The organism is Paenibacillus sp. FSL W8-0426, assembly GCF_037969725.1.
Lineage (GTDB): Bacteria > Bacillota > Bacilli > Paenibacillales > Paenibacillaceae > Paenibacillus > Paenibacillus hubeiensis.
In genome coordinates this window covers 4973716-4996541 of record NZ_CP150203.1, presented here as the reverse complement: position 1 = coordinate 4996541, position 22826 = coordinate 4973716, and the positions used below count along the sequence as shown (strand labels likewise).

The 22826-nt window shown below is 54.0% G+C and carries 25 protein-coding genes; 18 read left to right on the top strand and 7 right to left on the bottom strand.

The genetic code is table 11. The features are described 5' to 3' along the window. The first annotated feature begins 153 nt into the window (after nt 1-153). On the top strand, nt 154-2037 hold the full coding sequence (locus MKY59_RS22700) for a histidine kinase (protein ID WP_339273897.1): 1884 nt from the start codon (nt 154-156) through the stop codon (nt 2035-2037). 2 nt (nt 2038-2039) lie between these two features. Beyond that, nucleotides 2040-2840, top strand: a complete 801-nt coding sequence (locus MKY59_RS22695; RefSeq protein ID WP_236421257.1) for a response regulator — start codon at nt 2040-2042, stop codon at nt 2838-2840. A 12-nt stretch (nt 2841-2852) separates the two neighbouring features. On the opposite strand, the gene MKY59_RS22690 is transcribed toward MKY59_RS22695, so the two are convergent. From MKY59_RS22690 to nirB, 4 genes are all read right to left on the bottom strand, one after another. After that, nucleotides 2853-3482, bottom strand: coding sequence for a YfbR-like 5'-deoxynucleotidase (locus tag MKY59_RS22690; protein ID WP_236421258.1), 630 nt, complete (start codon nt 3480-3482; stop codon nt 2853-2855). Nucleotides 3483-3728: 246 nt separating this feature from the next. Beyond that, nucleotides 3729-4517: a formate/nitrite transporter family protein gene (locus MKY59_RS22685; protein WP_339273896.1), complete on the bottom strand. Its 789-nt coding sequence runs from the start codon at nt 4515-4517 to the stop codon at nt 3729-3731. A 66-nt stretch (nt 4518-4583) separates the two neighbouring features. Continuing rightward, a complete protein-coding gene (gene nirD / locus MKY59_RS22680; RefSeq protein ID WP_236421260.1) occupies nt 4584-4910 on the bottom strand; it encodes a nitrite reductase small subunit NirD in 327 nt (108 codons plus the stop codon). Nucleotides 4911-4983: 73 nt separating this feature from the next. Next, nucleotides 4984-7413: a nitrite reductase large subunit NirB gene (nirB, locus tag MKY59_RS22675; RefSeq protein WP_339273895.1), complete on the bottom strand. Its 2430-nt coding sequence runs from the start codon at nt 7411-7413 to the stop codon at nt 4984-4986. Nucleotides 7414-7744: 331 nt separating this feature from the next. Between nirB and MKY59_RS22670 the strand changes: the two genes are divergently transcribed. Next, a complete protein-coding gene (locus MKY59_RS22670) occupies nt 7745-8455 on the top strand; it encodes a metal-dependent hydrolase (RefSeq protein ID WP_236421262.1) in 711 nt (236 codons plus the stop codon). Nucleotides 8456-8577: 122 nt separating this feature from the next. On the opposite strand, the gene MKY59_RS22665 is transcribed toward MKY59_RS22670, so the two are convergent. The 3 genes from MKY59_RS22665 to MKY59_RS22655 form a co-directional block, all read right to left on the bottom strand. Next, on the bottom strand, nt 8578-8703 hold the full coding sequence (locus MKY59_RS22665) for a hypothetical protein (protein ID WP_290371509.1): 126 nt from the start codon (nt 8701-8703) through the stop codon (nt 8578-8580). Nucleotides 8704-8731: 28 nt separating this feature from the next. After that, nucleotides 8732-9061: a hypothetical protein gene (locus tag MKY59_RS22660; RefSeq protein ID WP_236421263.1), complete on the bottom strand. Its 330-nt coding sequence runs from the start codon at nt 9059-9061 to the stop codon at nt 8732-8734. Between the two features lie 156 nt (nt 9062-9217). Beyond that, complete coding sequence (locus tag MKY59_RS22655; protein ID WP_236421264.1) at nt 9218-10291, bottom strand: M42 family metallopeptidase; 1074 nt, start codon at nt 10289-10291, stop codon at nt 9218-9220. Nucleotides 10292-10525: 234 nt separating this feature from the next. Between MKY59_RS22655 and MKY59_RS22650 the strand changes: the two genes are divergently transcribed. The 15 genes from MKY59_RS22650 (at nt 10526) to MKY59_RS22580 (ending at nt 22806) form a co-directional block, all read left to right on the top strand. After that, entirely contained in the window at nt 10526-10663 is a 138-nt protein-coding gene (locus MKY59_RS22650; protein ID WP_339273894.1) for a hypothetical protein, read from the top strand. 171 nt (nt 10664-10834) lie between these two features. After that, nucleotides 10835-11341, top strand: coding sequence for a stage V sporulation protein AC (spoVAC, locus tag MKY59_RS22645; protein ID WP_236421266.1), 507 nt, complete (start codon nt 10835-10837; stop codon nt 11339-11341). Further along, nucleotides 11338-12354 (top strand): stage V sporulation protein AD, encoded by a 1017-nt coding sequence (spoVAD, locus tag MKY59_RS22640; protein WP_236421267.1) that lies wholly within the window; start codon nt 11338-11340, stop codon nt 12352-12354. The genes spoVAC and spoVAD overlap by 4 nt, the downstream gene beginning before the upstream one ends. Nucleotides 12355-12357: 3 nt before the next feature. Next, nucleotides 12358-12708: a stage V sporulation protein AE gene (gene spoVAE, locus MKY59_RS22635; RefSeq protein ID WP_236421268.1), complete on the top strand. Its 351-nt coding sequence runs from the start codon at nt 12358-12360 to the stop codon at nt 12706-12708. Between the two features lie 195 nt (nt 12709-12903). Continuing rightward, a complete protein-coding gene (locus tag MKY59_RS22630; protein WP_236421269.1) occupies nt 12904-13860 on the top strand; it encodes a MoxR family ATPase in 957 nt (318 codons plus the stop codon). 16 nt (nt 13861-13876) lie between these two features. After that, entirely contained in the window at nt 13877-15112 is a 1236-nt protein-coding gene (locus MKY59_RS22625; RefSeq protein WP_236421300.1) for a DUF58 domain-containing protein, read from the top strand. Beyond that, nucleotides 15109-17322: a transglutaminaseTgpA domain-containing protein gene (locus MKY59_RS22620; protein WP_339273893.1), complete on the top strand. Its 2214-nt coding sequence runs from the start codon at nt 15109-15111 to the stop codon at nt 17320-17322. The genes MKY59_RS22625 and MKY59_RS22620 overlap by 4 nt, the downstream gene beginning before the upstream one ends. 110 nt (nt 17323-17432) lie before the next feature. Beyond that, a complete protein-coding gene (locus tag MKY59_RS22615; RefSeq protein ID WP_236421271.1) occupies nt 17433-17960 on the top strand; it encodes a YqeG family HAD IIIA-type phosphatase in 528 nt (175 codons plus the stop codon). Beyond that, nucleotides 17957-19084, top strand: coding sequence for a ribosome biogenesis GTPase YqeH (gene yqeH / locus MKY59_RS22610; RefSeq protein ID WP_236421272.1), 1128 nt, complete (start codon nt 17957-17959; stop codon nt 19082-19084). Before MKY59_RS22615 ends, yqeH begins: the two co-directional genes overlap by 4 nt. A gap of 45 nt (nt 19085-19129) precedes the next feature. After that, complete coding sequence (gene aroE, locus MKY59_RS22605) at nt 19130-20008, top strand: shikimate dehydrogenase (protein WP_339273892.1); 879 nt, start codon at nt 19130-19132, stop codon at nt 20006-20008. A gap of 87 nt (nt 20009-20095) precedes the next feature. After that, complete coding sequence (yhbY, locus tag MKY59_RS22600; RefSeq protein ID WP_236421274.1) at nt 20096-20386, top strand: ribosome assembly RNA-binding protein YhbY; 291 nt, start codon at nt 20096-20098, stop codon at nt 20384-20386. 12 nt (nt 20387-20398) lie between these two features. Continuing rightward, on the top strand, nt 20399-20989 hold the full coding sequence (locus MKY59_RS22595) for a nicotinate-nucleotide adenylyltransferase (RefSeq protein ID WP_339273891.1): 591 nt from the start codon (nt 20399-20401) through the stop codon (nt 20987-20989). Next, nucleotides 20973-21560, top strand: coding sequence for a bis(5'-nucleosyl)-tetraphosphatase (symmetrical) YqeK (gene yqeK / locus MKY59_RS22590; RefSeq protein WP_236421276.1), 588 nt, complete (start codon nt 20973-20975; stop codon nt 21558-21560). The genes MKY59_RS22595 and yqeK overlap by 17 nt, the downstream gene beginning before the upstream one ends. Beyond that, the gene (gene rsfS / locus MKY59_RS22585) at nt 21557-21904 is read left to right on the top strand and encodes a ribosome silencing factor (protein ID WP_236421277.1); all 348 of its coding nucleotides are present in this window, start codon (nt 21557-21559) and stop codon (nt 21902-21904) included. The genes yqeK and rsfS overlap by 4 nt, the downstream gene beginning before the upstream one ends. Further along, nucleotides 21901-22806, top strand: coding sequence for a S1-like domain-containing RNA-binding protein (locus MKY59_RS22580; RefSeq protein ID WP_339273890.1), 906 nt, complete (start codon nt 21901-21903; stop codon nt 22804-22806). Before rsfS ends, MKY59_RS22580 begins: the two co-directional genes overlap by 4 nt. Nucleotides 22807-22826: the final 20 nt, after the last annotated feature.

Sequence of the window (22826 nt, the reverse complement as noted above, 5' to 3'; positions counted from 1 at the left end):
ATGATGTCTTGCATAACGCTTAATGTAAGCGTATTCTTTATGTGCATAACTTTACTGTGAACGGGAACATCGCTCAATAGACAAAAGCGTTCTGTTGAGGTGGACATTTTCGCCGGGCGCCAGACATGATCATTTTGACGGGGTGGATAAACCATGGTCCGATATCGTTTTAGAACATTGCAGCAAAGCCTGTTTACGTATTACTCCGCCGTGTTCATCGTGTTTGCGCTGCTGGTGGCCAGCTTGCTGTACATGTTTCTCGCAAACGACATCCGCAGCCGCAGCGCTGACCAGCAAAGACAGCTAAGCATGTCGATCGTGAGCAATCTGGATCAGGAAATCATCAAAATGAACAATTTTTCGATGAGCATCGTCTACTCGAACCTGGTCAAGGAGCATTTCAGCCATTACTTGTCCCCTGCGGAGGAAGATCCTCAGCGGCCCATTGCGGACTCGGCATTTTACAAGGATACGACCACGCTCATCGATGTCATTCTTGCCGTCATCAGCAGCTCGAATACGGCGCAGCAGGCGAACATTTATGACGTAAACGGCAAAATGATCGGCGCCGGGGCGTTCAACGGGCAGCTGTCCGTCGACATGACCAAACGTCCGTGGTACGAAGAAACGTGGGAGCGAAACGGATGGCGCGTCCTGCAGCTTCTGGAGGGCGGTTCCTTACCCATGCCGACCGGGCAGGGACGACCGACGAGCCAGTACCTTTCGTTAACACGGGTGTATAAAGACGGCAATTATGTCAGTCAGGGCATCGTCGAAATATTGCAGGATGCACACAACGTATTTGGTTCGCTGGACGAATTGCAGGCAAGCAACAAGGAGCTGCATATCTACGTGTTGGATGACCAAAGCCGACGGTTGTATCCGTTCTCCGCGGACGGAGATGGTTCCTCGGCGGCGGTAGCCAATTATTACGAAGAAATGATTCGCAGTGGCGGTTATGCACCCGAAACGATGCAGGAAGTAGCCGCATTTGACGGAGGGGCGAAGCAGATGATGACTTACGCGATGTCCGGGGAGACGGGATGGACGGTCATTTTGACGCAATCGAAATCATCGCTGTTTGCCGGCCTGAACCGGATGGCGCTGTTGATCATCGGGGTGACCGTGGGCACGCTTATGCTAATTCTTCTTTTATCCTATCTGATCTCGAAGAGGGTCACTTTGCCGCTGCATCGCCTGCAGCGCATCATTCAGAAAACGGGCGTTCAGCAGCTCGAAACGGGACAGGACCCTGCGCAAATGTTCAAGCTGGAGCACCCAGGCTCCATTCGGGAGATGGATGAATTGAACGATACGTTCATTCGGCTGAACCAGCAGCTGGTACAGTCCTTCCAGGACATGCTGGCGCTCAAGTCGGAAGAAACGCAGGCTCGCCTGCTGGCGCTGCAATCGCAGATGAATCCTCATTTTCTATACAACAACATCACGAACATCAGCATTATGGCCGAGGAAGGCATGAACGAAGAAATTGTTGCTTTTTGCGGCCACATCGCTTCGATGCTGCGTTATATATCGGCTTCCGGCAGAAACGGCGTTACGTTGGCGGAAGAGCTGGAGTACTGCGAACGTTATCTCGAATGCATGAAAATCCGGTTTGAGGATGATCTGCAGTATGAGTTCGATATTCCAGAAGACATGAAAGGACAGGTCGTTCCAATGCTGCTCATTCAGCCTTTGCTGGAAAACGTAATGAAATACGGGCTGAGCGACGTCCCGCCATGGAAATTGCGAATTACGGGGGAGCAGGATGAGGAACAGGGGACATGGAGCATGACAGTGGAAGACAACGGCCCAGGCATGGAGCCGGAGACGCTCGCGGCGATGGAACAGTACATCGAATCCTCGCACGATTGGGAGCGGATGCCCGACATGCAGATCAACGGCATGGGGCTCAAAAACAGTTGGATCAGGCTGAAATTATGGTATGGTGACGCGGCCTGCATGCACATCGTGAATCTGCCGTCCGGCGGGATGCGCATCACGATCGGCGGTTCCATTCGAAAGGAGAAGGGATAACGATGGCAATGACTTATCGAACGATCATCGTAGAAGACGAGGCGTTGATTCGTCGCAATGTGTCGCGCAAATTTCGGGAGCTGGATTCCCGGTTCGAAGTCATCGGAGAGGCGCGGAACGGCCGTGAAGCGCTGCAATTGATGGAGCAAACGGTCCCCGATCTCGTGGTGACGGACATTCAGATGCCGGTGATGAACGGGTTAGAGTTGGCCAAACATCTATATTTCGCCTACCCGCATGTGAAGATCGTCATTTTGAGCGGCCATCATGAATTCGAGTACGCGCGGCAGGCGATCAGCTATAAAGTGGAGGATTATCTGCTCAAGCCGCTAAGGGAAGATCAGCTGCGAGCGCTGCTGGATGCGATGGAAATCAAGCTGGGCCATGCTGCGGATTCGCTTACCCATGTCAGCGCCGTGACGGAGGAGCAGGCGCAGCCGGAGGATATCGCCGATGCGGTGAAGCTTTACCTGAAACAAAATTACATGCATGAGATCACGCTGCAGGACATGGCGGGGCAGCTGCATTTCAGCGTCGATTATTTGGGGAAATGCTTCAAAAAGGTCACCGGGGAAACGCCGCTCAAATATTTGACCGGGCTGCGGCTGAACGAGGCCAAGCGGATGCTGGCTGCCCATGAAGACATGGATATCAAGAGCGTGGGCAGAGCGGTAGGGTACGGAGACTCCCACTATTTCAGCCGGATTTTCAAAAACAAAACGGGACTGTACCCCAGCGATTACCGGCAGCAGTGCGCGCAACGAAAAAAAGCCCAGTCTGCGCATCAGGGTGACGTGAGCTGATCGGCAGGGCTATTACTGGGCCATCGCTTCTTCGGTAATTTTGCGGATGTCGATCGGGGAGAGAAGTCCTTCCTGCACGATATCGGGGAGAATGTGATCGAGGAAATAACGCACGCAGTGCAGGTCGATGTTTTTGATCTTGATCAGGGCGTAGCGGTACATGACGATAAACTCTTTCTCGGTATTGCCGCGCTGCATTTCAGCGAATGCTTCGTACACCTGGTCCATCTTGTCGGCAACTTCAAGGATCAAACCTTCGACGCTGTGATCCTTGCCTTCGCGCAGTTGTCTGCGGAAGATGGGTTGGAATTGCTCGGGGATGTTCTCGTCGATGAAATGGGCCACCATGCCTTCTTCGACTTGCTGCAGCATGGAGCGAAGTTCAAGGGAATAATGTTTGACCGGGGTTTTGATGTCGCCGATGAAAATTTCGCCATAATCATGGCTGCTCGTAATCTCGTAGAGCTTCTTCCAATCAATGGCGACGCCATTCAATTCCTCGATATCGGCCAGCGTTTTGGCGTACTGCACGACTTTCCAGGAATGCGCCGAGACGCTGTGCTCCTCGAATTTGAACTTGCCCGGAGTACGGATAATGCGTTCCAGATCGTTCAGCGATCGAAAGTACGTATGAATGCCCATGGAGTGATCATCCTTTGCTGTAGTATGAACCGACTATACTCCAGATCTGTCAACGCAGTATTAACGAACGTAGACGATTCGGTAATAACGGGACCAGCGTCTTCCTGGAAACACAAAAACCACAGAGTTCTCTTCCGCTCCATATGTGAGCGGTTGCTGAGTTCCGTGGTTTTATTATGCCTCTGTAATGAGAAGGCATTCGGGGAGAGCAACATTCCCAGGGTTGCCTTTTTCTTGTGTTAGCTTTTACGGCCTTGCTTTTTTGCGTACAGGGGACACGTACCAATACGCCATGCCGACAAAAAGCGCTCCGCCGACGATATTGCCCAGCGTAACCGGAATCATGTTATGGAACCAGCCTGCGAGCGTAATCGTATCCGGATGGTTCGGAAGAAGCCAGGACAGGGAAAGCAGCGTCATATTGGCCACGCTATGCTCGTATCCGCTGGCGATAAAGGCGTACAGGCACCACCAGATCAGCACCAGCTTGGCGATGTCTTCCTTGGAGCGGGCGGACATCCAGATGGCGAGACAGACAAGCCAGTTACACAGGATGCCGCGAAAGAACAACTCGGTGACGGGGGCGGCCATTTTTTTGGCCGATACGGCAAAAATAATATGCTCCGGGGCCGCGCTTTTGAATAGACCGCTGCCCAATATCAGCAGGCAGAGCAGCACGGCGCCGATCAGGTTGCCAAGGAAGACGAGGCCCCAGTTTTTCAGCGTATCTTTCACCGTGGTGCGCCCGGCGAGCGTGCTCATCGTAAAAAACATATTATTGCCCGTAAACAGCTCGGAACCGGCAAAAATGACCAGTGTGAGCGCAAGTCCGAAGGACATGCCCATCAGCATCATTTGCAGGGGCGATTTGGCCGCGAGCAGCGGGGCGCCGATGCTGAAAATGAGAATGATGCCCAGACCCACGTAAGCGCCCGCCATCAGGGCGGATACCATATAGCGCGGCAGGCTGTTGTTCATCGCGTCCCGCTTTTTGACGGCGGCTTCAATAATGCCTTCAACATTAGGTGTGTACATGTCGTTTTCCCCCATTAAGGAACTCAAATAAAAGGTGTGCGATACAGAAGTGGCGGCGCTGGCGAGTTATATGGAGATCCAGACTCTGCCATCCTCGATTTTTACCGGATACATGCGGACTTGACCCTCATCGGGAGCTTGCACCAAGCCTGTGCTGAGGTCGATTTTCCAATCGTAGAGCGGGTCGTACAAATAATGTCCTGACACGATGCCTTCCGCCAGCGGTCCGCCTTTAGGGTGAGGATTGCTGTTGTCCACAGCGAATACAGTCCCGTCGGAAGCACGGAAAACGGCCAGCTCATGGCCCTCAATATCAACCACTCTTCCGATGCGCGGCAGAAATTCCTCAATCTCTCCCGCTGCGAAATACGTTCCCGTTTGCTTGGTCGTCATATGAATCTCTCCTTTGTCTGTAATGATCATCTATGAAAACCCCGACCGAGGCCGGGGCGGAAGGTGCCTGGGTTTATGGACGAGCTGCCACCTCGATGCCTTGAAAGAGCTTGCTTTGTCCTTGTTCGTTCCGCAATGCTTTTTTCCAAGGGTCCTCGACTTGCTGTAAGGCGAACTCGATTCGGGCCATCAATGCTTTGCGTTCCTCGATATTGTCTACCACGACCGACCGGATCTGCTCTAGTCCGATGCGCTCTACCCACTCCGACGTCCGCTCCAGATAATTGCCTGTTTCGCGGTAATATTGGATGATCGCACCGCACAGCTCGATCAGCTCCTCGTCGGTTTTCACTTTGCAGAGCGAGTCGGCCAAGCGGGCTTTGATGCCGCCATTGCCGCCGATGAACAGCTCCCAGCCGCCATCGTTGCCCACGATCCCGATATCCTTCGTGCACGATTCCGCGCAGTTCCGCGGGCAGCCGTTCACGGCCATCTTGAATTTGGCAGGCAGATCAAGGCGTTCGAACTTGCGCTCCAGCAGCGCGCCCATGGCCATCGAATCCTGCGTACCGAAGCGGCAGAATTGCGATCCAACACATGTTTTGACCGTGCGCAGCGATTTGGCGTACGCGTAACCTGAAGGCATATCCAGTTCGGCCCATACTTGTGGCAGGTCTTCTTTCTTAACCCCGATCAGGTCGAGTCGCTGCCCGCCCGTTACTTTCACGGCTTTGACGTCGTATTTCACCGAAATGTCGGCAATGCGTTTCAGTTCCTCCGGCGTAGTTACCCCGCCATACATGCGCGGTACAACGGTATACGTACCGTCTTTTTGAATGTTGGCGTTCATGCGTTCGTTCACGAAACGAGATTCTTTCTCGTCCTCATGCGTGTCAGGGTAAATCATGCCCAGGTAATAGTTGATGGCTGGACGGCATTTCGAGCATCCCTCAGGCTGGGTCCAACCAAGCACGTTCATGACTTCTTTGCTTGTTTGCAGTCCTTTTTCCCGGATTTCGGCCACGATTTCGTCCCGGCTTAATGAGGTACAGCTGCAGATGCCTTGTTTGGCTCCGCTTGTGAAGCCGTCTCCAAGTACATATTGCAAAATCTGTTCCACGACCGGTTTACAGCCGCCGCAAGAACGGGTTGCACCCGTGCAGGCTTTGATCTCGTCCACGCTGCTCAGCCCTTGATTGGTAATGGCATCCACGATGGCCCCTTTGGTAACGCCGTTACAGCCGCAAACGATCTCGTCTTCAGGCATCGTTTCCACGGAGGTAGCCTTTTTGTGGCCGCCGCAGCCGGTACCCATGAGTGCAGCGTACAGGTCATCGGTCATTACCGCCTGTTGTTTGATTAATTTTTGCAGCTCGGCTGAATCGGTGATGTCCCCGAACAGCACGGCCCCGACCATGATGTTGTCGCGCAGCAATATTTTTTTGTACGTGCGTTTCCAGTCGTCTTTGTGCGAAATGATCGTATGTTCGGGACTGTCCAGGAATTCGCCTGTCGAGAACACGTCGACGCCCGATATTTTCAGTTTCGTGGATACCACCGAGCCTTCATACGGAGCCGTTTCCACGCCGCAAATATGTTTCGCCAGAACCATGCCCTGTTCGAACAATGGGGCAACGAGGCCGTAACAGGTGCCGCGATGCTCGGTACACTCGCCGACAGAATAGACGTTTTCCATCGAGGTTTGCAAATAATCGTTGACCACGATCCCGCGGTTCACTTCGATGCCGCTCTCGCGGGCCACGCTTGTGTTTGGCTTGATGCCGACCGCCATCACGACGAAATCCGCATCCAGCACCGAATCGTCGGCGAATCGAAGGCCCTGCACGCGCTCGCCGCCGATCAACTCCTTCGTTTCCGCGCCCATTTTGAATTTGATGCCTTGTCGCTCCAGTTCCGCCTTCAGCATGGCTGCGGCTTGCGGATCAAGCTGACGTTCCATCAAGTCCTGCATCAAGTGCACCACGCTAACGTCCATGCCGAGCTGTACGAGACCTTTAGCCGCTTCGAGGCCGAGGAGTCCGCCGCCGATGACCGCCGCTTTTTTGTATTGCTTGGCCGCTTCGAGCATTTCGTTGCAATCCGCGATGTCCCGGAAACCGACGACGCCCTGTTTGTCATGTCCCGGAACCGGAAGGATAAACGAACTGGAGCCTGTGGCGATGATCACTTTGTCATAAGGAATTGTTGTGCCCGCGTCGGTTACGACTTCGCGTGTTTCCGCGTCAATGCGTGTAGCGGTTGTGCCTGTATGCAGGGTAATGCCGTAGTCCTCATACCAGTGCAGATCGTTCAGCACGATGTCGTCGATCGTTTTGCTGCCTTCCAGCACATAAGAAAGCATGATGCGATTGTAGTTGGGATAAGGTTCTGTTCCAATGACGGTAATGTCAAAGCGGGAGCTGAGTTTCAGAATTTGCTCCACCGTGCTGATTCCTGCCATGCCGTTTCCGATAATAACTAACTTTTCTCTATTCCCGTTCATGTGTATATGCCTCCTTGGATGTACACTGTGCGTTACCACGAATTTTAGTGGTCCATATTTGAATCATACATGACATAGCCGACATATTATGTGATATTTTTCACTAATAACGATAAAACGATCACTAATTTAAAAGTGTGACGGGGCTCACGAAAACGAAAATTTATTATTTGTGTTTTTCATGTATGAATGGGATATACGCGCTACTACCACAAAATGGAGGATCAAGGCAAATGATAAATGCGAACTATTGTTCTTATTTCGCTTTCATTGTATGATAAAAGGCGGACCGTCCCTGTCCCCTATTTCTGTGAAAGGATGTTATGGCATCATGATGGGAAGATCCCACCTCATTATCGGGACAGGCGTTTCTCTTTCTGTCCTTCAATTTGCGGGCGTGCCTGTAACCGTTCCTGCCGTTGCCGCGGCGTTAATCGGTTCGCTGCTGCCGGACATCGACGAACCGAATTCCTTGCTGGTGTCCAAGGCGCTGCCAAACGGCTTGCTTCGGCTGCTTCAAACGATTCTGCTTCCTGCGGCCGTGTTCGTTTATTTTGTCGTTCCGGCCAAACCGTGGAATTTGCTGCTTGCCGCGCTGATCGCGCTCGTTTCTTTTTTGCCGTCCAGGTCGCTGCGCAAGGTGTTGATGTTTGCGATCGGGCTTGGCCTTGTGTTTTATGGCCATTCGCTTGCACCCTGGAACTTGATCGGGGGAAGCTTGCTCATGCTCTGCACCACGCTCACGCATCGGGGACTTACGCATACGCTGTATGGAACCGCCGTATGGACGGGGCTGTTGTATGCGACAACCCAGCAGCAGCAGGGGGATGCCATCTGGCTGGCCGGAGGTTCGGCTTATGCCATGCATCTTCTTGCCGATTCGCTGACGAATCGCGGCATCAAGCCGTTGCCGCCATTGAAGTGGCGGATCCGCGCCAACTTGATGAGCACCGGATCAAGGCATGGGGCCGTGGTTGAAAACGTATGTATCGTGTTGACGCTGATTTTGGCCTGGATCGCCTTTTCGCCGATGTTTTTATGAATGGCCGGCCAGGCAACCGCAAATGACGTTCGAACCAAAAATGCCAGTTCCGATGATGCGGGACTGGCGTTTTTTTAACTATGCGCAGCCATAGAGCAAATCCGCTTCGCATGTTGAATGGTTTAGCCGCTGGTGGGTGCACCGGACAGAGTTTCGATGTCCGTTGATCCGAACACGAACAGCATAATAAGAATGAAAGCAATCAGCAATTCGGCAAAGCCGACGCCATCGAAAGCGGATGATTCCACAACAATCCCTCACCTTCCGCATCCTGCATCAGGAATTCATTCGCTGCTGGAAAACCTGAATGATGTCATTGATGGTCATATCTCCATTCTGATCCAGAAAATCCTTCAATTGATCCGCATTGCTCGGTTGAAAATCCTTCAACGTTTTATATCGTCCCGTCAAGGTAACCAGCAAGGTTGCTCCCCGGAATAGCGTAACGGCGTCAACTCTTAATTTGCCGCTAACAAGCAAAGCCGCGACGATGAAAGCCAGTTTTTTGCTTGAAAGGCTTCCGTTCAGCAGATCGTTGGCTACGTTCGTTTTATTTGAATTTTTATTGGATGATCTGGTTGTTTTCCCTTTCCTTCCGGTTGCCATCACGGATCACCTGCTGTTTTCTCGGTTTGGAACTTGCTTATGTATTCTATCTTATGAAATCTTCGGATGAAAGGTTCTCGACCTGAAAAGAAATAGGGGCTGACCCTCGTCATTTTCATGACCTACGGGACAGCCCCAATCTGTTATTACGATCGCTCAGGCGTTATCAATAATGGTATTCAGCGTGGTCCGGTCCAGACCTTTGACCAGCTTCACGAGCAGCTCTTTCGCCGCATCGTAATCATCCGTATGGATAATGGAAGAAGACGTATGGATGTAGCGCGCGCAAATGCCGATGACCGTAGAAGGCACTCCGATGCCGCTCAGATGAACCTGTCCGGCGTCCGTGCCGCCCGGAGAGATGAAATACTGCATTTTGATCTGATTCGTGGAAGCCGTATCCTGCACGTATTCCACAATGCCGCGGTGGGTGAACATGGTCGGGTCGAAGATTCGCAGCAGGGCGCCTTGGCCGATATGTCCGAACGATTGTTTGTCGCCGGTCATGTCATTGGCTGCACTGCAATCGAGTGCAAAGAAAATGTCAGGCTGAATGAGGCTCGCTGCCGTACGAGCACCGCGTAGACCCAGTTCTTCCTGAACGGTTGCGCCGCTGTAGAGCGTGTTCGGCAGCTGCTCCTTGTGCAGTTCCTCCAAAAGTTCCAGCGCCAAGCCAACCCCGTAACGGTTATCCCAAGCTTTCGCCATGATTTTTTTCGGATTGGCGAGCGGTGTGAACTCGCAGATCGGCACGATTTGCATGCCTGGATGGATGCCCCATGATTCGGCTTCTTCCCGGTTATCCGCTCCGATGTCCAGATACATGTGGTTCAGATCGACGGGTTTGCTGCGTTGGGATTCGTCCAGCAAATGGGTAGGTGTCGATCCGACTACGCCTGTAATCCGGCGATCGGGCGTAATGATCTGCAATCGCTGCGACAGCACGGCCTGGCTCCACCATCCGCCGAGTGGACGGAACTTGATCATGCCGGTCTCCGTAATGCCTGTCGTCATAAAGCCCACTTCGTCAAAATGACCGGCTACCATGACTTTCGGTCCGGTTTCTTCCCCGCGCAGTACGCCGAAAAGACTTCCCAATCGGTCCTGAACGAATTCTTGCGTGTAAGCCGACATTTGTTCTTTCATCCAAGCGCGCAGTTCGCGCTCAAAACCCGAAACGGACGGAAATTCGGTCAATGTGCGAAACATGTCCAGCGTTTTTTGATTCATGCATAACCAACTCCTCTGTTTGTATGTAAGGTAAACGAAGTCGCGGCAGAACGGCTGCCGGACGGATGGCTTTCCGGAAAAGGAAAGACAAATTAACCACTGGTCACATCATAGTATGAACGTTGTTATCCCAAATGTCCATGTTTGCGTCATGTATAGGAAAGGTGGAATAACCCACAGCCGCGTAGAAGGTCTGCAAATCTCCGCACATGCCCCTGTCTGGCAGCATGGTTTGTGAATATGCATAACTGGAACGGACTCGGACCCCTGAAGGAGATGGAGACAACGATGAAGCCGGATTACCAGAGAAAAGAAGAGATCATCATCATCGTACTGTTTATGCTGCTCGTGATCGTCCTGATTTATTTGTGACGCTAGGGTATTGAAACCTCCGACATCCGGTTGCGGGCTTGAGCTGCTTTGGAAATAAATGCCTCGATTTGCCGGATACATAACCTTGGGAGCAATAACAAACAATGTAGAGAGGAATTGACTCCAACATGCTGTGAGCAGCGTGATTCCATTTCGAAGGAGGTCTTCACCTTGCCAACTCAAACGAAGGGATTCGGCAGTGGGAAAAAAGCATCGTCCATATCCATCAGCGAGCAGGAGTACAAGAAGGTTGCCAAAAAACATGAACCGGCACGGCCGATCTGGGGCAATTGCGTTAAGGCCTTTTTTGTGGGCGGCACGATCTGCCTGATCGGACAAGCGATCCAACAGGCTTTTATGGCAGGCTTTGACATGACGTCCAAGCAAGCGTCAAGTCCTACCGTGGCGGTCATGATTTTGATTTCGGTCATTTTGACGTGTTTGGGCGTTTACGACAAAATCGCCCAATGGGCCGGAGCGGGAACGGCCGTGCCTGTAACCGGGTTCGCCAACTCCATGTGTTCCGCCGCGCTTGAGCATCGGGCGGAGGGCCTTGTCCTCGGCGTCGGTGCGAACATGTTCAAGCTGGCCGGCTCGGTCATCGTCTTTGGCGTCGTCGCCGCGTTTATTATCGGCGTCGTGTATGCCTTTCTCGGATTCGGGGGTGGGCATTTATGAAAAGGGTCGGCCGTCAGACCTGGCAGTTCGACAGCCGTCCCCGTCTCATCGGCCGAGCGACGGTCGTAGGGCCGGACGAGGGGCAGGGACCGCTCGCTTCCGATTTCGACTATGTATACGACACGCTTGAAATGGGCGAGAAGACGTGGGAGAAAGCGGAGCGCAAACTGCTGGAAAAAGCGACTCAACTGGCGCTGATCAATGCCAATATCACCAAGGAGGAGCTTCATTTCTTCGTTGGCGGTGACCTGATGAACCAGATCATTAGCAGCTCCTTTTCCGCAAGGCAGCTGGGAGCGCCTTATTTGGGCGTGTTCGGGGCGTGCTCCACATCGATGGAAACGCTGGCGCTGGCCTCCATGATCGTCGATTCCGGAGCCGGAGATTACGTGTTGGCCGGTACGGTGAGCCACAATTGCACGGTGGAGAAGCAGTTCCGCTATCCGACGGAATACGGCTCGCAGAAGCCGCCGTATGCCCAATATACCGTTACCGGTTCAGGCTGCAGCGTCGTGGCTCGTACCGGAGAAGGCCCTGCCGTTACAAGGGCAACCATCGGAAGAGTCATGGACATGGGCATTAAGGATCCGTTCAACATGGGCGCTGCGATGGCTCCCGCAGCAGCCGATACCATCGTCTCCCACTTCCGGGATACCCAGCTTGACCCCAGTTATTACGACCTGATCGTCACCGGCGATCTGGCTTCCGTGGGACTGCCGATCACAAAGGAATTGCTTCAGAAGGAAGGTATCTCTATGGAGCAGACGACGTTCAACGATTGCGGTTTGATGATCTATGATCGGGACAAGCAGCCCCAAGTCGTTGCAGGAGGCAGCGGCTGCGGTTGTTCGGCGACTGTAACGTATGGCCACATATTGAACCGAATGCAGGAAGGCGAACTGAAGCGGGTGCTCGTCGTTGCTACAGGGGCTTTGCTGTCCCCGCTATCGTACCAACAGGGTGAAAGCATTCCATGCATCGCGCATGCGGTCGCCATTGAAAAGGAGGATTAAACGATGCAGTTTTTGTGGGCTTTTATCATCGGGGGCCTCATCTGCGTGATTGGGCAAATTTTGATGGACGGCGTCAAGCTGACCCCTGCGCATACGATGAGTACGCTGGTCGTGGCTGGTGCGTTGGCTGATGCGTTCGGATGGTACGATCCGCTTGTCAAGTTCGCTGGCGCGGGGGCATCCATTCCGATTACGAGCTTTGGCAACTCGTTGGTTCATGGGGCGCTGACCGAATTGGAACGCGATGGATGGCTCGGTGTCATTACGGGCATCTTTGACGTGACCGCGGCGGGCATTTCCTCGGCGATTATTTTTTCCTTTCTGGCGGCATTGGTCGTCCGTCCCAAAGGATAATCGCCGGGCGTTCAGCGGCAAAAAGCAAAATGGCAATGGCCCGGTAATCTCCGGGCTTTTTTGTCGTAAATGGACAAACTTTGCGGCAGAGGCGGCCGCTGGAAACAAATTGCGATTTCCTTCGAGTGTACTCAGGACCTACAATCATGTACAATAAAAGGAAATCTGTTTGCTTTTTTAGGAGGTTTAGACCAAATGCCTGTGCGCAAAGAATCGATCCAAATCATTTCGGCAGTCCGTTCCAATCTGGAATCGTGCATTATGGGGAAATCCTTTGAAATCCAGCTTTTGCTCACAGCATTGCTTGCAGGTGGACACGTGTTGATCGAAGACGTACCCGGAACCGGCAAGACGCAGCTGATCAAGGCCTTATCCAAATCGATGCGCGGCGAATACCGCCGCATTCAATGTAATCCTGATATATTGCCAAGCGACATTACTGGAGTATCGGTATTCCATCCGCGCGACGAGCGCTTTTATTTCCGTCCGGGCCCTGTCATGACCAACATTCTGCTCGCGGACGAAATCAACAGGGCGACCACCAAAACCCAATCCGCTCTGCTGGAAGTCATGGAGGAGCGCAGCGTGACCGTGGACGGCGATACGTACGATTTGCCACATCCGTTCATGCTTTGCGCCACGCAAAATCCCATCGACTTTGAAGGGACGTATACGCTTCCCGAGGCGCAGCTGGACCGTTTTATGCTGAAGATCAGTCTGGGTTATCCGGACAAGGATATTGAAAAAACGCTGCTGAAGCAGCACCAGTCGGGACAGCCCGTCGACCGGCTCGAGTCGGTGACCAACATGGAACAGATCTCGGTGATCCAGCAGGAAATCAAGGATGTGTTCCTTGGCGAGCCGGTCATGGACTATCTGCTCGACATCGTTCGCAGCACGCGCTCCCACCCGTCGGTATTGCTGGGTGCCAGCCCGCGGGCAGCTATCTCGTTTATGATGGCCGTGAAAGCTTTCGCGTTTTTGCAGGAACGCGATTACGTGCTTCCGGACGACGTGAAAACGATGGCTCCTTACGCTCTAGCGCATCGAATCGTGCTCCGTCCGGAAGCACGGCTGGACAGCATGAGTTCAGGAGCCGCGCTTGCTTCCATCCTGCATCAGGTCCGCGTGCCTGTCACGATGGGGCAATAAAATCATGAAACAGATCATGGGTTCGGTCAGAAAAAAGCTACGCCATCCCCGCGCGTGGAGCATCGCGGCAGTGTGGCTGTGCTGTCTGGCTTACGTTTTGTTTCAGGGAGGCAAAACGTCCATTATGCTGTTGTCGATGGTAACCTTGTTGTGCGTGTATCTCGTCATTGCGGGTTTGGGCGGGGTTAGGCGCGCCAGAGGGGAACGTTTCCTTTCGTCGGGTCAGGATCACGAGGAGCTTCTGCACGCGGGAGACCAGGTCCAGGTTCGGTTGCGATTGAGCATTCCAGGATTTCTGCCTCTTCCTTATGTCGTCGTAAAGGAAATGCTGCGACGCCATAACGGCGAATCCTGGTCTTTCCGGGAAAGCCTGCTGCCGAATATGCGGGGGACGGGGGAACTGACCTTTCAGACGCCTCCGTTGGAAAGAGGGAAATATGCGTTTCTGGATACCGAGTGCACCAGCGAGGATATATTCGGTCTCGTTCAGCACAAAGGCACCTTCAAGGCGCATAGCGAATTCAGGGTTCTCCCCCGAACCGTGTTCATTCCGTTTTGGCAGCTGTATGACCGCAAGTCGAGATTGGCAGGGCCGCAGACGGCGATGACGCGTTCGCGGCGCGAAACGACCCAAATCAACGGGGTGCGGGATTACGTATACGGTGACCGGTTATCCCGAATCCATTGGAACGCAACCGCAAGGACGGGAACGTGGAAATCGAAGGAGTTCGAACACGAATCCATTCCCAAAACGGTGCTTGTACTCGATGCGCTTGCCGCCAGCTACGCGGGATCGGAGGCGTTTGAACTGGCCGTATCCACCGTAGCCTCGCTGCTGGAGTATGGCACGCGGGAGAGAATGGGGATGGGACTCATGACGCTGTCGGACGAGCCTTCCCTGATTCCGCCCAGCGAGAGCTTGCTGGATCGGCAAAGGATGATTCATCATCTGGTGGACGTTCAACATGACGGTCGGGATGCACGCTTGCTGCCTGGTGTGGAAAGATTGGCACGCCAGCTGCCGCAAGGAGCCTATTTTGTCGTCGTTTCTCCCCAGAAGGATGAGAAGGTGCTTGAATTGCTGCGTTGGGCAGATCAGCGCGGCATGACGCCGTGCCACATTTTAGTAGATATCAAGGAAGAGCGGCAAAGCGCAGAATGGACTGCCCTGCTGCGAAGCCGGGGAACGAGGGCGTTTACGGTTTCCAGCCTGCAGGAGCTTCCGACCGTGATGGGAGGAGGAGCCGCATGAGCGCACCTATAGATTTGTCGAGAGGCAAACGGTCCTGGTACCATGCGGCATCCCTGCTTTGGATTTTCCTGATCGGGCTGCAGTGGATCTCGTTTACCGAGGAATCCTGGTACACCGAGACGACGTCGCTGGTGCTTTGGACGATGGCGGCGGTATGCGTTTTGGAGATTATATTGCCGCTTAAACTGTTGTATCGAACGGTCATCAAAGTCATCGCTATCTTTTTTATTTTGCATAAAACCTTAGTGGATTACTCCGTATATATCCCTTACGGAACGTTTACGGAGCGAACGGAGCAATTTCTGCTGCACATGGTTCCTTATGTCTGGTTTTCGCTGTGTGCATGGGCCATGCTGGAGGCGGCGCACCGGCTGGTGACAACGAAACGGCGCATTCTTGTCTTTTTAGGGATCAACATCGTGTCCATGGGCATTTTGGATTCGTTCACCCGAATTCCGCTCTGGACCGAAGTGGCTTGGGTCATGTTTGCGGGGATGGGGTGGCTGGTATGCCAGCATTTCCGCAGCTTCCAATTGCAATATCCGCAAGGGTGGAAACGGCTGATTCGGTATCCGTACAAAATTATCGCCAACATTGCCATCATTTTTTCATTGATCATCGTGGCGAGCGTAAATATGCCCGAGGTTCCGCCAACCCTGACGGACCCGTATACGGCATGGCGGAACTATACCGGAAGCGGTTCGATCGAGGCGGGAAACGGTACGCTGGACATCCCAACCTCCACCGAGTCCGGGTACAGCCGGGAAGACAACCAGTTGGGCGGAGGATTCAATTTTGACTATACTCCCGTCATGTCGGTCACGACCAGTGAGCGCAGTTATTGGCGCGGGGAAACGCGGGAAGAATATACCGGTACGGGCTGGGACGACAACCGCAGAGTATCGGCCGAGGCCGTGCAGCCTGGCGAGGCATTGGAGAACAACGATGCGGGCAGCGGGAAAACGAAGCAGGTTACGCAGAAAGTCACGATGCTGAACGACAACGTTTATCCCATTTTGTTCGGTGCCTATTCGATCTCCGAGGTAAGCTCGGTGGAAGGCGAGCAGCAGTCGAACCGCATGCTTTGGAACGCCGACCAGGCCGAACTGCATGTGGTGACGAACCGCAATCAGCCCCAATATCCCAAAACATATACAGTGGTATCCGAGGCCCCGGTCATCGTGGTGGATGAGCTACGAACCAAAACGTACGACGATTTGTACGATAGTCATCCGGCCGACGACATGTATTTGCAGATGCCTTCCAAATTTCCGCAGCGGGTTAAAGATCTCGCCAGCGAAATTACGGGGGCCGCAAGCACGCCGTATGAAAAGGTGGCATTACTGCAAAACTATTTGCAGCAAAACTTTAGTTACACGAACAACCCGGACTTGTCCCGGAAAGTCAGCGATGACTTTGTCGATGGTTTTTTGTTCGAAGTGATGGAGGGCTATTGCGACTATTTCTCTACGGCGCTTGTCATGATGGCCCGTTCCGAGGGCATTCCGGCACGCTGGGTTAAAGGATATGCTCCCGGGCAGCTGTCCCTGAACTCGGACATGCAGGCTCCGCGCCAGCCGGGTGCCGATATCGAAACGACGTATACCGTAACGAATGCGGATGCCCACTCCTGGGCCGAAATCTACTTCGGCGAATACGGATGGATTCCGGTTGAAGCGACGCCGGGCTTTGACATGCCGCTGTTGACCGAATTGCCGGAGGTGCAGCCTGCGGACGAGCCGGAAGAGCAACCGGAAGAAGAGCAGGTGCAGGAAGAAGAGGAGCAGGCAGCGGCACCGGAGCAGGCCAAGTCTGCGCTTCCGTCTTTCGTGATCTGGGTAGCCAGTGCAATCCTTGTGCTGTGGATCGGATATATGTTTTGGCGCAGCCGGTTGTCGCTTCGTTTCCTGCTGCTCCGGCTTCGGAGCGGCGGCCCGCTGACGCCAGAGCAAAAAGTGATTGCGGAAACGGAGCGCTGGCTTCGTTACGCGCAGCGAAAAGGGCTGAAGCGGAGCGGCGACGAAACGCTGCGGGAATCGGTGGTTCGTTGGAGCCAGGCGAAACCGGCGGCGGCGGGGACCTTCGGGGAGCTGCTCCGCACGTTCGAGCAGGCCAGATATAGTCCGGCGACCGTTCATGCCGATGACTGGAAGAAGGTTTATGAGACAGCCCAGAGGCTGCGCAAGGAACTGAAAGCGGAACAGGCCTGAGCCTCGGCCTGTCCCGTTTTTTCCTTTTTCTTGTCCGGCAGGGCTGGATGCATTTTCAGGGAAGATGGATTTGTGATATAGTGTGTCGTATGAAACTGAGGTGACTTTTTTTGTTTAAAATGCTGATGCCCAAACTTCGGGTGGACACGGTTTATGATATTGATTTGGAAGGACTGTATGCCCAAGGCTATCGCGGGATTATTACGGACCTGGACAATACGCTCGTCGGAGCCAAAGCGCCCGACGCCACGCCGGAGCTGATCGAATGGTTTGCGCGCGTGAAAGAGGTCGGCTTCAAGCTGATCATCGTATCCAATAACAATTTGAACCGCGTATCGGTATTTGCGACGCCGCTGGACATCCAGTACGTGCACAGCGCGCGCAAACCGTCGAACGTGCCGTTCCGCAAAGCGATGAACATGATGGGCCTGACGCCGGAACAAACGATGGTCGTTGGCGATCAGATGCTTACGGATGTGTTTGGCGGCAACCGCCTCGGACTGTACACGGTGCTGGTGTTGCCCATCTCCATCGATGACGAAGGCTTCATGACCCGGTTCAATCGGCGCGTGGAGCGAATAGCCGTTACCCGTTTGAGCAAGAAAGGCTTATGGCTTGAGGAGGATAAAAAGAAATGACAGAAACGCATAACGGCCAACTTGCCGTGAAATGCAGCGGATGCGGTGCGCATCTGCAGACGGAAAATACGGAAAAACCCGGCTTCATCCCCGAGAAAGCGCTGGATCGCGAACCGGTCATTTGCCAGCGCTGTTTTCGCATTAAAAACTATAACGAATCCTCTTCCGTTACGGTAGACCAGGACGAATTCCTGGCGCTGCTCAGCAAAATCGGGAATAAGGACGCGCTCGTCATCCATATCGTGGATCTGTTCGACTTTGACGGCAGCATCATTTCCGGACTGCAGCGCTTCGTCGGCAACAATCCGGTGCTGCTGGTCGTCAACAAAACGGACCTTCTGCCCAAAGTAACGAATTGGAACAAAGTCCGCAATTGGGTGCAGAAACAGGCCAAGGAGCAAGGGCTGCGCACCGTGGACGTGGTGCTGTGCAGCGCCAAGCAGAATCAGGGCTTCGATCGTTTGCTTGAACTGGTGTCCGAGTACCGCGGGGACCGCGACGTATATGTCGTGGGCGGAACCAATGTCGGCAAATCGACCCTGATCAACCGGCTGATCCGCGACTACAGCGACCTGGAGCAGGAACTGACCACATCCCGTTATCCGGGAACGACGCTGGACATGGTGAACATTCCGCTGGACGATGGCAAACATATCATCGATACGCCCGGAATCATGTATCCATGGCGATTCAGCGAGATCGTGTCCCGCAAGGATCTGGGCGCGATCATGCCGGAAAAGCCGCTTAAACCGGCGGTATACCAATTGAATGCAGGCCAGACGTTGTTCTTTGGCGGCATGGCTCGCTTCGATTTCATCGAGGGAGACCGCCAATCCTTTACGTGTTATATCAGCAACGCATTAGGCATTCACCGCACGAAGCTGGAGCGTGCAGACGAATTGTACCGCGACCATGCCGGGGAGCTGCTGTCGCCGCCGACGCGCGAGAACGCGGCGGACATGCCTGAATGGACCCGGCACGAGTTCCGCATCAAACGCGGCAGCCAGTCCGACATTTTTATTTCCGGTCTGGGCTGGATCAAGGCGAACGGAGAGAACGGGGCACTGGTCGCGGTGCATGCGCCAAAAGGCATCCGCGTGCTTCTCCGCCCATCCTTGATTTAAAATGACGGTTGCGGCGAGCATCCCGGCCGATCGGAGGCGAATCGAATGACGGAATCGAAGAAAGAGCATGCTGCGCTTCCTGTCCTGCTTGGGGTAATGGGCGATCCTATCGCGCACTCCAAATCCCCGGCCATGCATAATGCGGCCCTGCAGGCGGCAGGCGTGAGCGGCATGTACATGCCGCTGCATGTACTGCCAGGGCAGCTGGAGGCGGCTGTTCGAGGCATTGCTGCCCTTGGTTATCTTGGCGTTAACGTCACCATTCCGCACAAGGAACAGGTTATGCAGTATCTCGACCATATCGACGAGAGCGCGCGGCTCATCGGGGCCGTGAACACCATCGTCAATAGAAACGGCAGGCTGACGGGCTACAACACGGACGGGATCGGATATGTCCGGTCCCTTAAGGAAGAAGCTGTGCCTGATCTCAAAGGCAAGAACATCGCCGTTCTTGGTGCCGGAGGAGCGGCCAGGGGCGTCATTTACGCTTTGGCACTCGAAATGCCCGAACGGATCAGCATTTTGAACCGCACTGCGGCCCGGGCTGTTGCATTGGCTGCGGATCTGAGCAGCCATGGTCTCGGACAAATCGTGGGCAGCGGCATGGAACAAGCCGAATCGATATTGGCCGAAGCGGATATCGTCATCAACACAACGTCCGCGGGCATGCATCCCTATGTGGACGATGTTCCCGTAGATCCTGCATTTATTCGGGAGGGGGCGGCCGTAAGCGACCTGATCTATAACCCGCTGGAAACCCGCCTGCTGCAGGAAGCGAAGAAGCGCGGCTGCATCGTGCACGGCGGCTTGGGCATGTTTGTGTATCAAGGAGCGGTGGCTTTCGAGCACTGGCTCGGCGTACCTGCGCCGGTAGAAACGATGCGGCGCGCGGTATTGAACAGTTTTAACCTGTTAAAAATATAATTGAACGCTCAGGTTCGGAAATGACATTGAACGAGGTTATTTTTGTTTTTTCCGTGACCTGCTCGCATAAGGAGTTATGAAGGATTTATGTTAACCGGAAAACAAAAGCGCTTTTTGCGCTCGCAAGCACATCATTTGACCCCTGTATTCCAAATCGGCAAAGGAGGAACCAACGAGCATTTGTTCCGTCACATCGAGGAAGCGATCGAGAAACGTGAATTGATGAAAGTGCAGGTGCTCAACAACTGCCTGGACGACAAAAACGAAATCGCCGCAGAGCTGGCGCGCGAGACGGGCAGCGAACTCGTTCAGGTGATCGGCAGCACGATCGTTCTGTACAAGGAATCGCGCGACAACAAGCAAATTGAACTCCCTTAGGCGGTGAAGCGGGTGAAGATCGGCATCATGGGTGGAACGTTCGACCCGATCCATATGGGGCATCTGCTCGCGGCCGAGGCGGCCCGGGATTCGCATGCGCTCGACGAAGTCTGGTTCATGCCATCGCATGTGCCGCCGCACAAACGCGGGGCTGGAGCTTCGGGCCGGCAGCGACTGGACATGACGACGGCTGCCGTGAAGGATGTGCAGCAGTACGAAGTGCTGGATATCGAAATGGAGCTGGGCGGTGTCTCGTATACGATCGATACGATGCGAGAGCTCTGGAGACGCTACCCGGAGCATGATTTTTATTTCATTATCGGAGCGGACATGGTGAACTATTTGCCCAAATGGGAACAGATCGAAGAGCTGGCAGCCCGTCTTACTTTCATCGGCGTAGGGCGACCCGGATTCCAGCTGCATCTGGATGATCTTCCTGACGAGCTGCAAGGCCGAGTGCTGCTGGCCGAGATGCCGCTGGTGGACATCTCCTCGACAGCCATACGCAGACGATTGGCAAGCGGCCATTCCGTCCGCTTCATGGTTCCCGATTCGGTTTACGAATACATTGTAAGGAGCGGTTTATATGGAGCTAAGCCGTGATGAATTAATCCGCGCCGTTTCCGGACAGATGCCCGAAAAGCGATGGAAGCATACGCAAGGCGTCATGGATTCGGCCGTGCGCCTTGCCGAAAAGTATGGCGCTGATCCGGTAAAAGCCGACTTGGCGGCGATTCTGCACGATGTGGCCAAATATTGGCCCGTCTCGGAGATGGAGGCCGTCATTCGCAATAACGGATTGAACGAGGAACTGCTGCGGCATGACAAACAATTGTGGCACTCCGAGGTCGGCGCATTCGTTGCCCGGCGCGATTACGGCATTGACGACCCCGAAATCCTTAATGCCATTCAGTGGCATACCTCAGGGAGAGTGGGGATGAGCCTGCTTGATAAAGTGGTATGTCTTGCCGACTATATTGAACCGGGCAGGGATTTTCCCGGCGTGGATCTGATCCGCGAACAGGCCGAGAAAAGCCTGGAGGCGGGGCTCATTGCCGGTTTTGATTCGACGATCAGCCTGCTGATTTCCCAGCGGCGCGTCATTTATCCGCTGACGATGTTGGCCCGGAATGATTTGATTTTACAACTATCGAACATGGAGGTTGGTTCATGACAATATCATCGAAAGAACTTATGAATATGGCGGTTACTGCCGCCGACGATAAAAAAGCGTCCAACATCGTTGCCTTGGATCTGAAAGGCATTTCCCTTGTAGCGGATTACTTCGTGATCTGTCACGGGAATTCCGATACGCAGGTGCAGTCGATCGCCACGGAAATTCGCAAACAGGCACACGCTGCCGGCGTCAATATCCGCGGCATCGAAGGCATGGATTCGGCGCGTTGGGTACTGATGGACCTTGGAGACGTGGTCGTTCACGTATTCCATCGGGATGAACGCGAATACTACAACATCGAGCGTCTGTGGTCTGACGCCAAAGTGGTGGAGACGGTATGAGTTTGATTGCGGGTACGATCGTTTCTTTGCCCGTTGCACGCGAAGTGTCGCCGTACGGCTACTTCCTGACGACAGGCACGGAGGATGTATTGCTCCATTACACGGAACTGACTAGAGAAATCAAGATTGGCGAAACGTTGGAAGTATTTCTGTTTTTTGATACCGAGGACCGTCTCGCGGCTACGATGAAAAAGCCGCTGCTGACGCTGGGGGAAATGGGCCGCCTCGTCGTGGCTGATGTTCATCCTCGTTTAGGCTGTTTCCTCGAGATGGGACTTGGACGGCAGCTGCTGCTCCCGATTCGCGAATTGCCCGAGCTGCCTGAGCTTCACCCGCAGGTTGGCGATGAAGTGTTCGTGATCATGGAGCATGATAAGCAAGGGCGTTTGCGGGCCAAGCTGGCTGGCGAACGGGAGCTTGCTCCGCTGGCGTTCCATGTACCGACGACCTGGCTGAATCAATGGGTCGACGTCCTTGTGTACAAGCCGCTGCAAATGGGTACATTCGTGCTCGTCGAAGGCGGAGTGCTCGGTTTCGGGGCCATCGGCATGATTCATTCTTCCGAACGGAACCGGATGCTGCGCCTTGGCGAAAAGGTGAAATGCCGGGTAACGCTCGTTCGCGAGGATGGACGCGTAAATCTTGCGATGTCGCCTCGCAAGGAAGTTGGACGCAATGAGGACGCGGACATGCTGCTTGCGTTCCTCAAGGAACGTCCGACAGGCGGCATGCCCTATTCCGATAGCACGCCGCCGGACATCATCAAGAAACGGTTCGGCATCAGCAAATCCGCGTTTAAGAGGGGCCTTGGCAAACTGATGAAAGAAGGGCTCGTGAAGCAAAAAGAAAGCTGGACATATCTCGCGGACGCGGTTCCTGCGGACGACGATCAACCTAAATAGGCGCTTCGCTTCCATTCCTT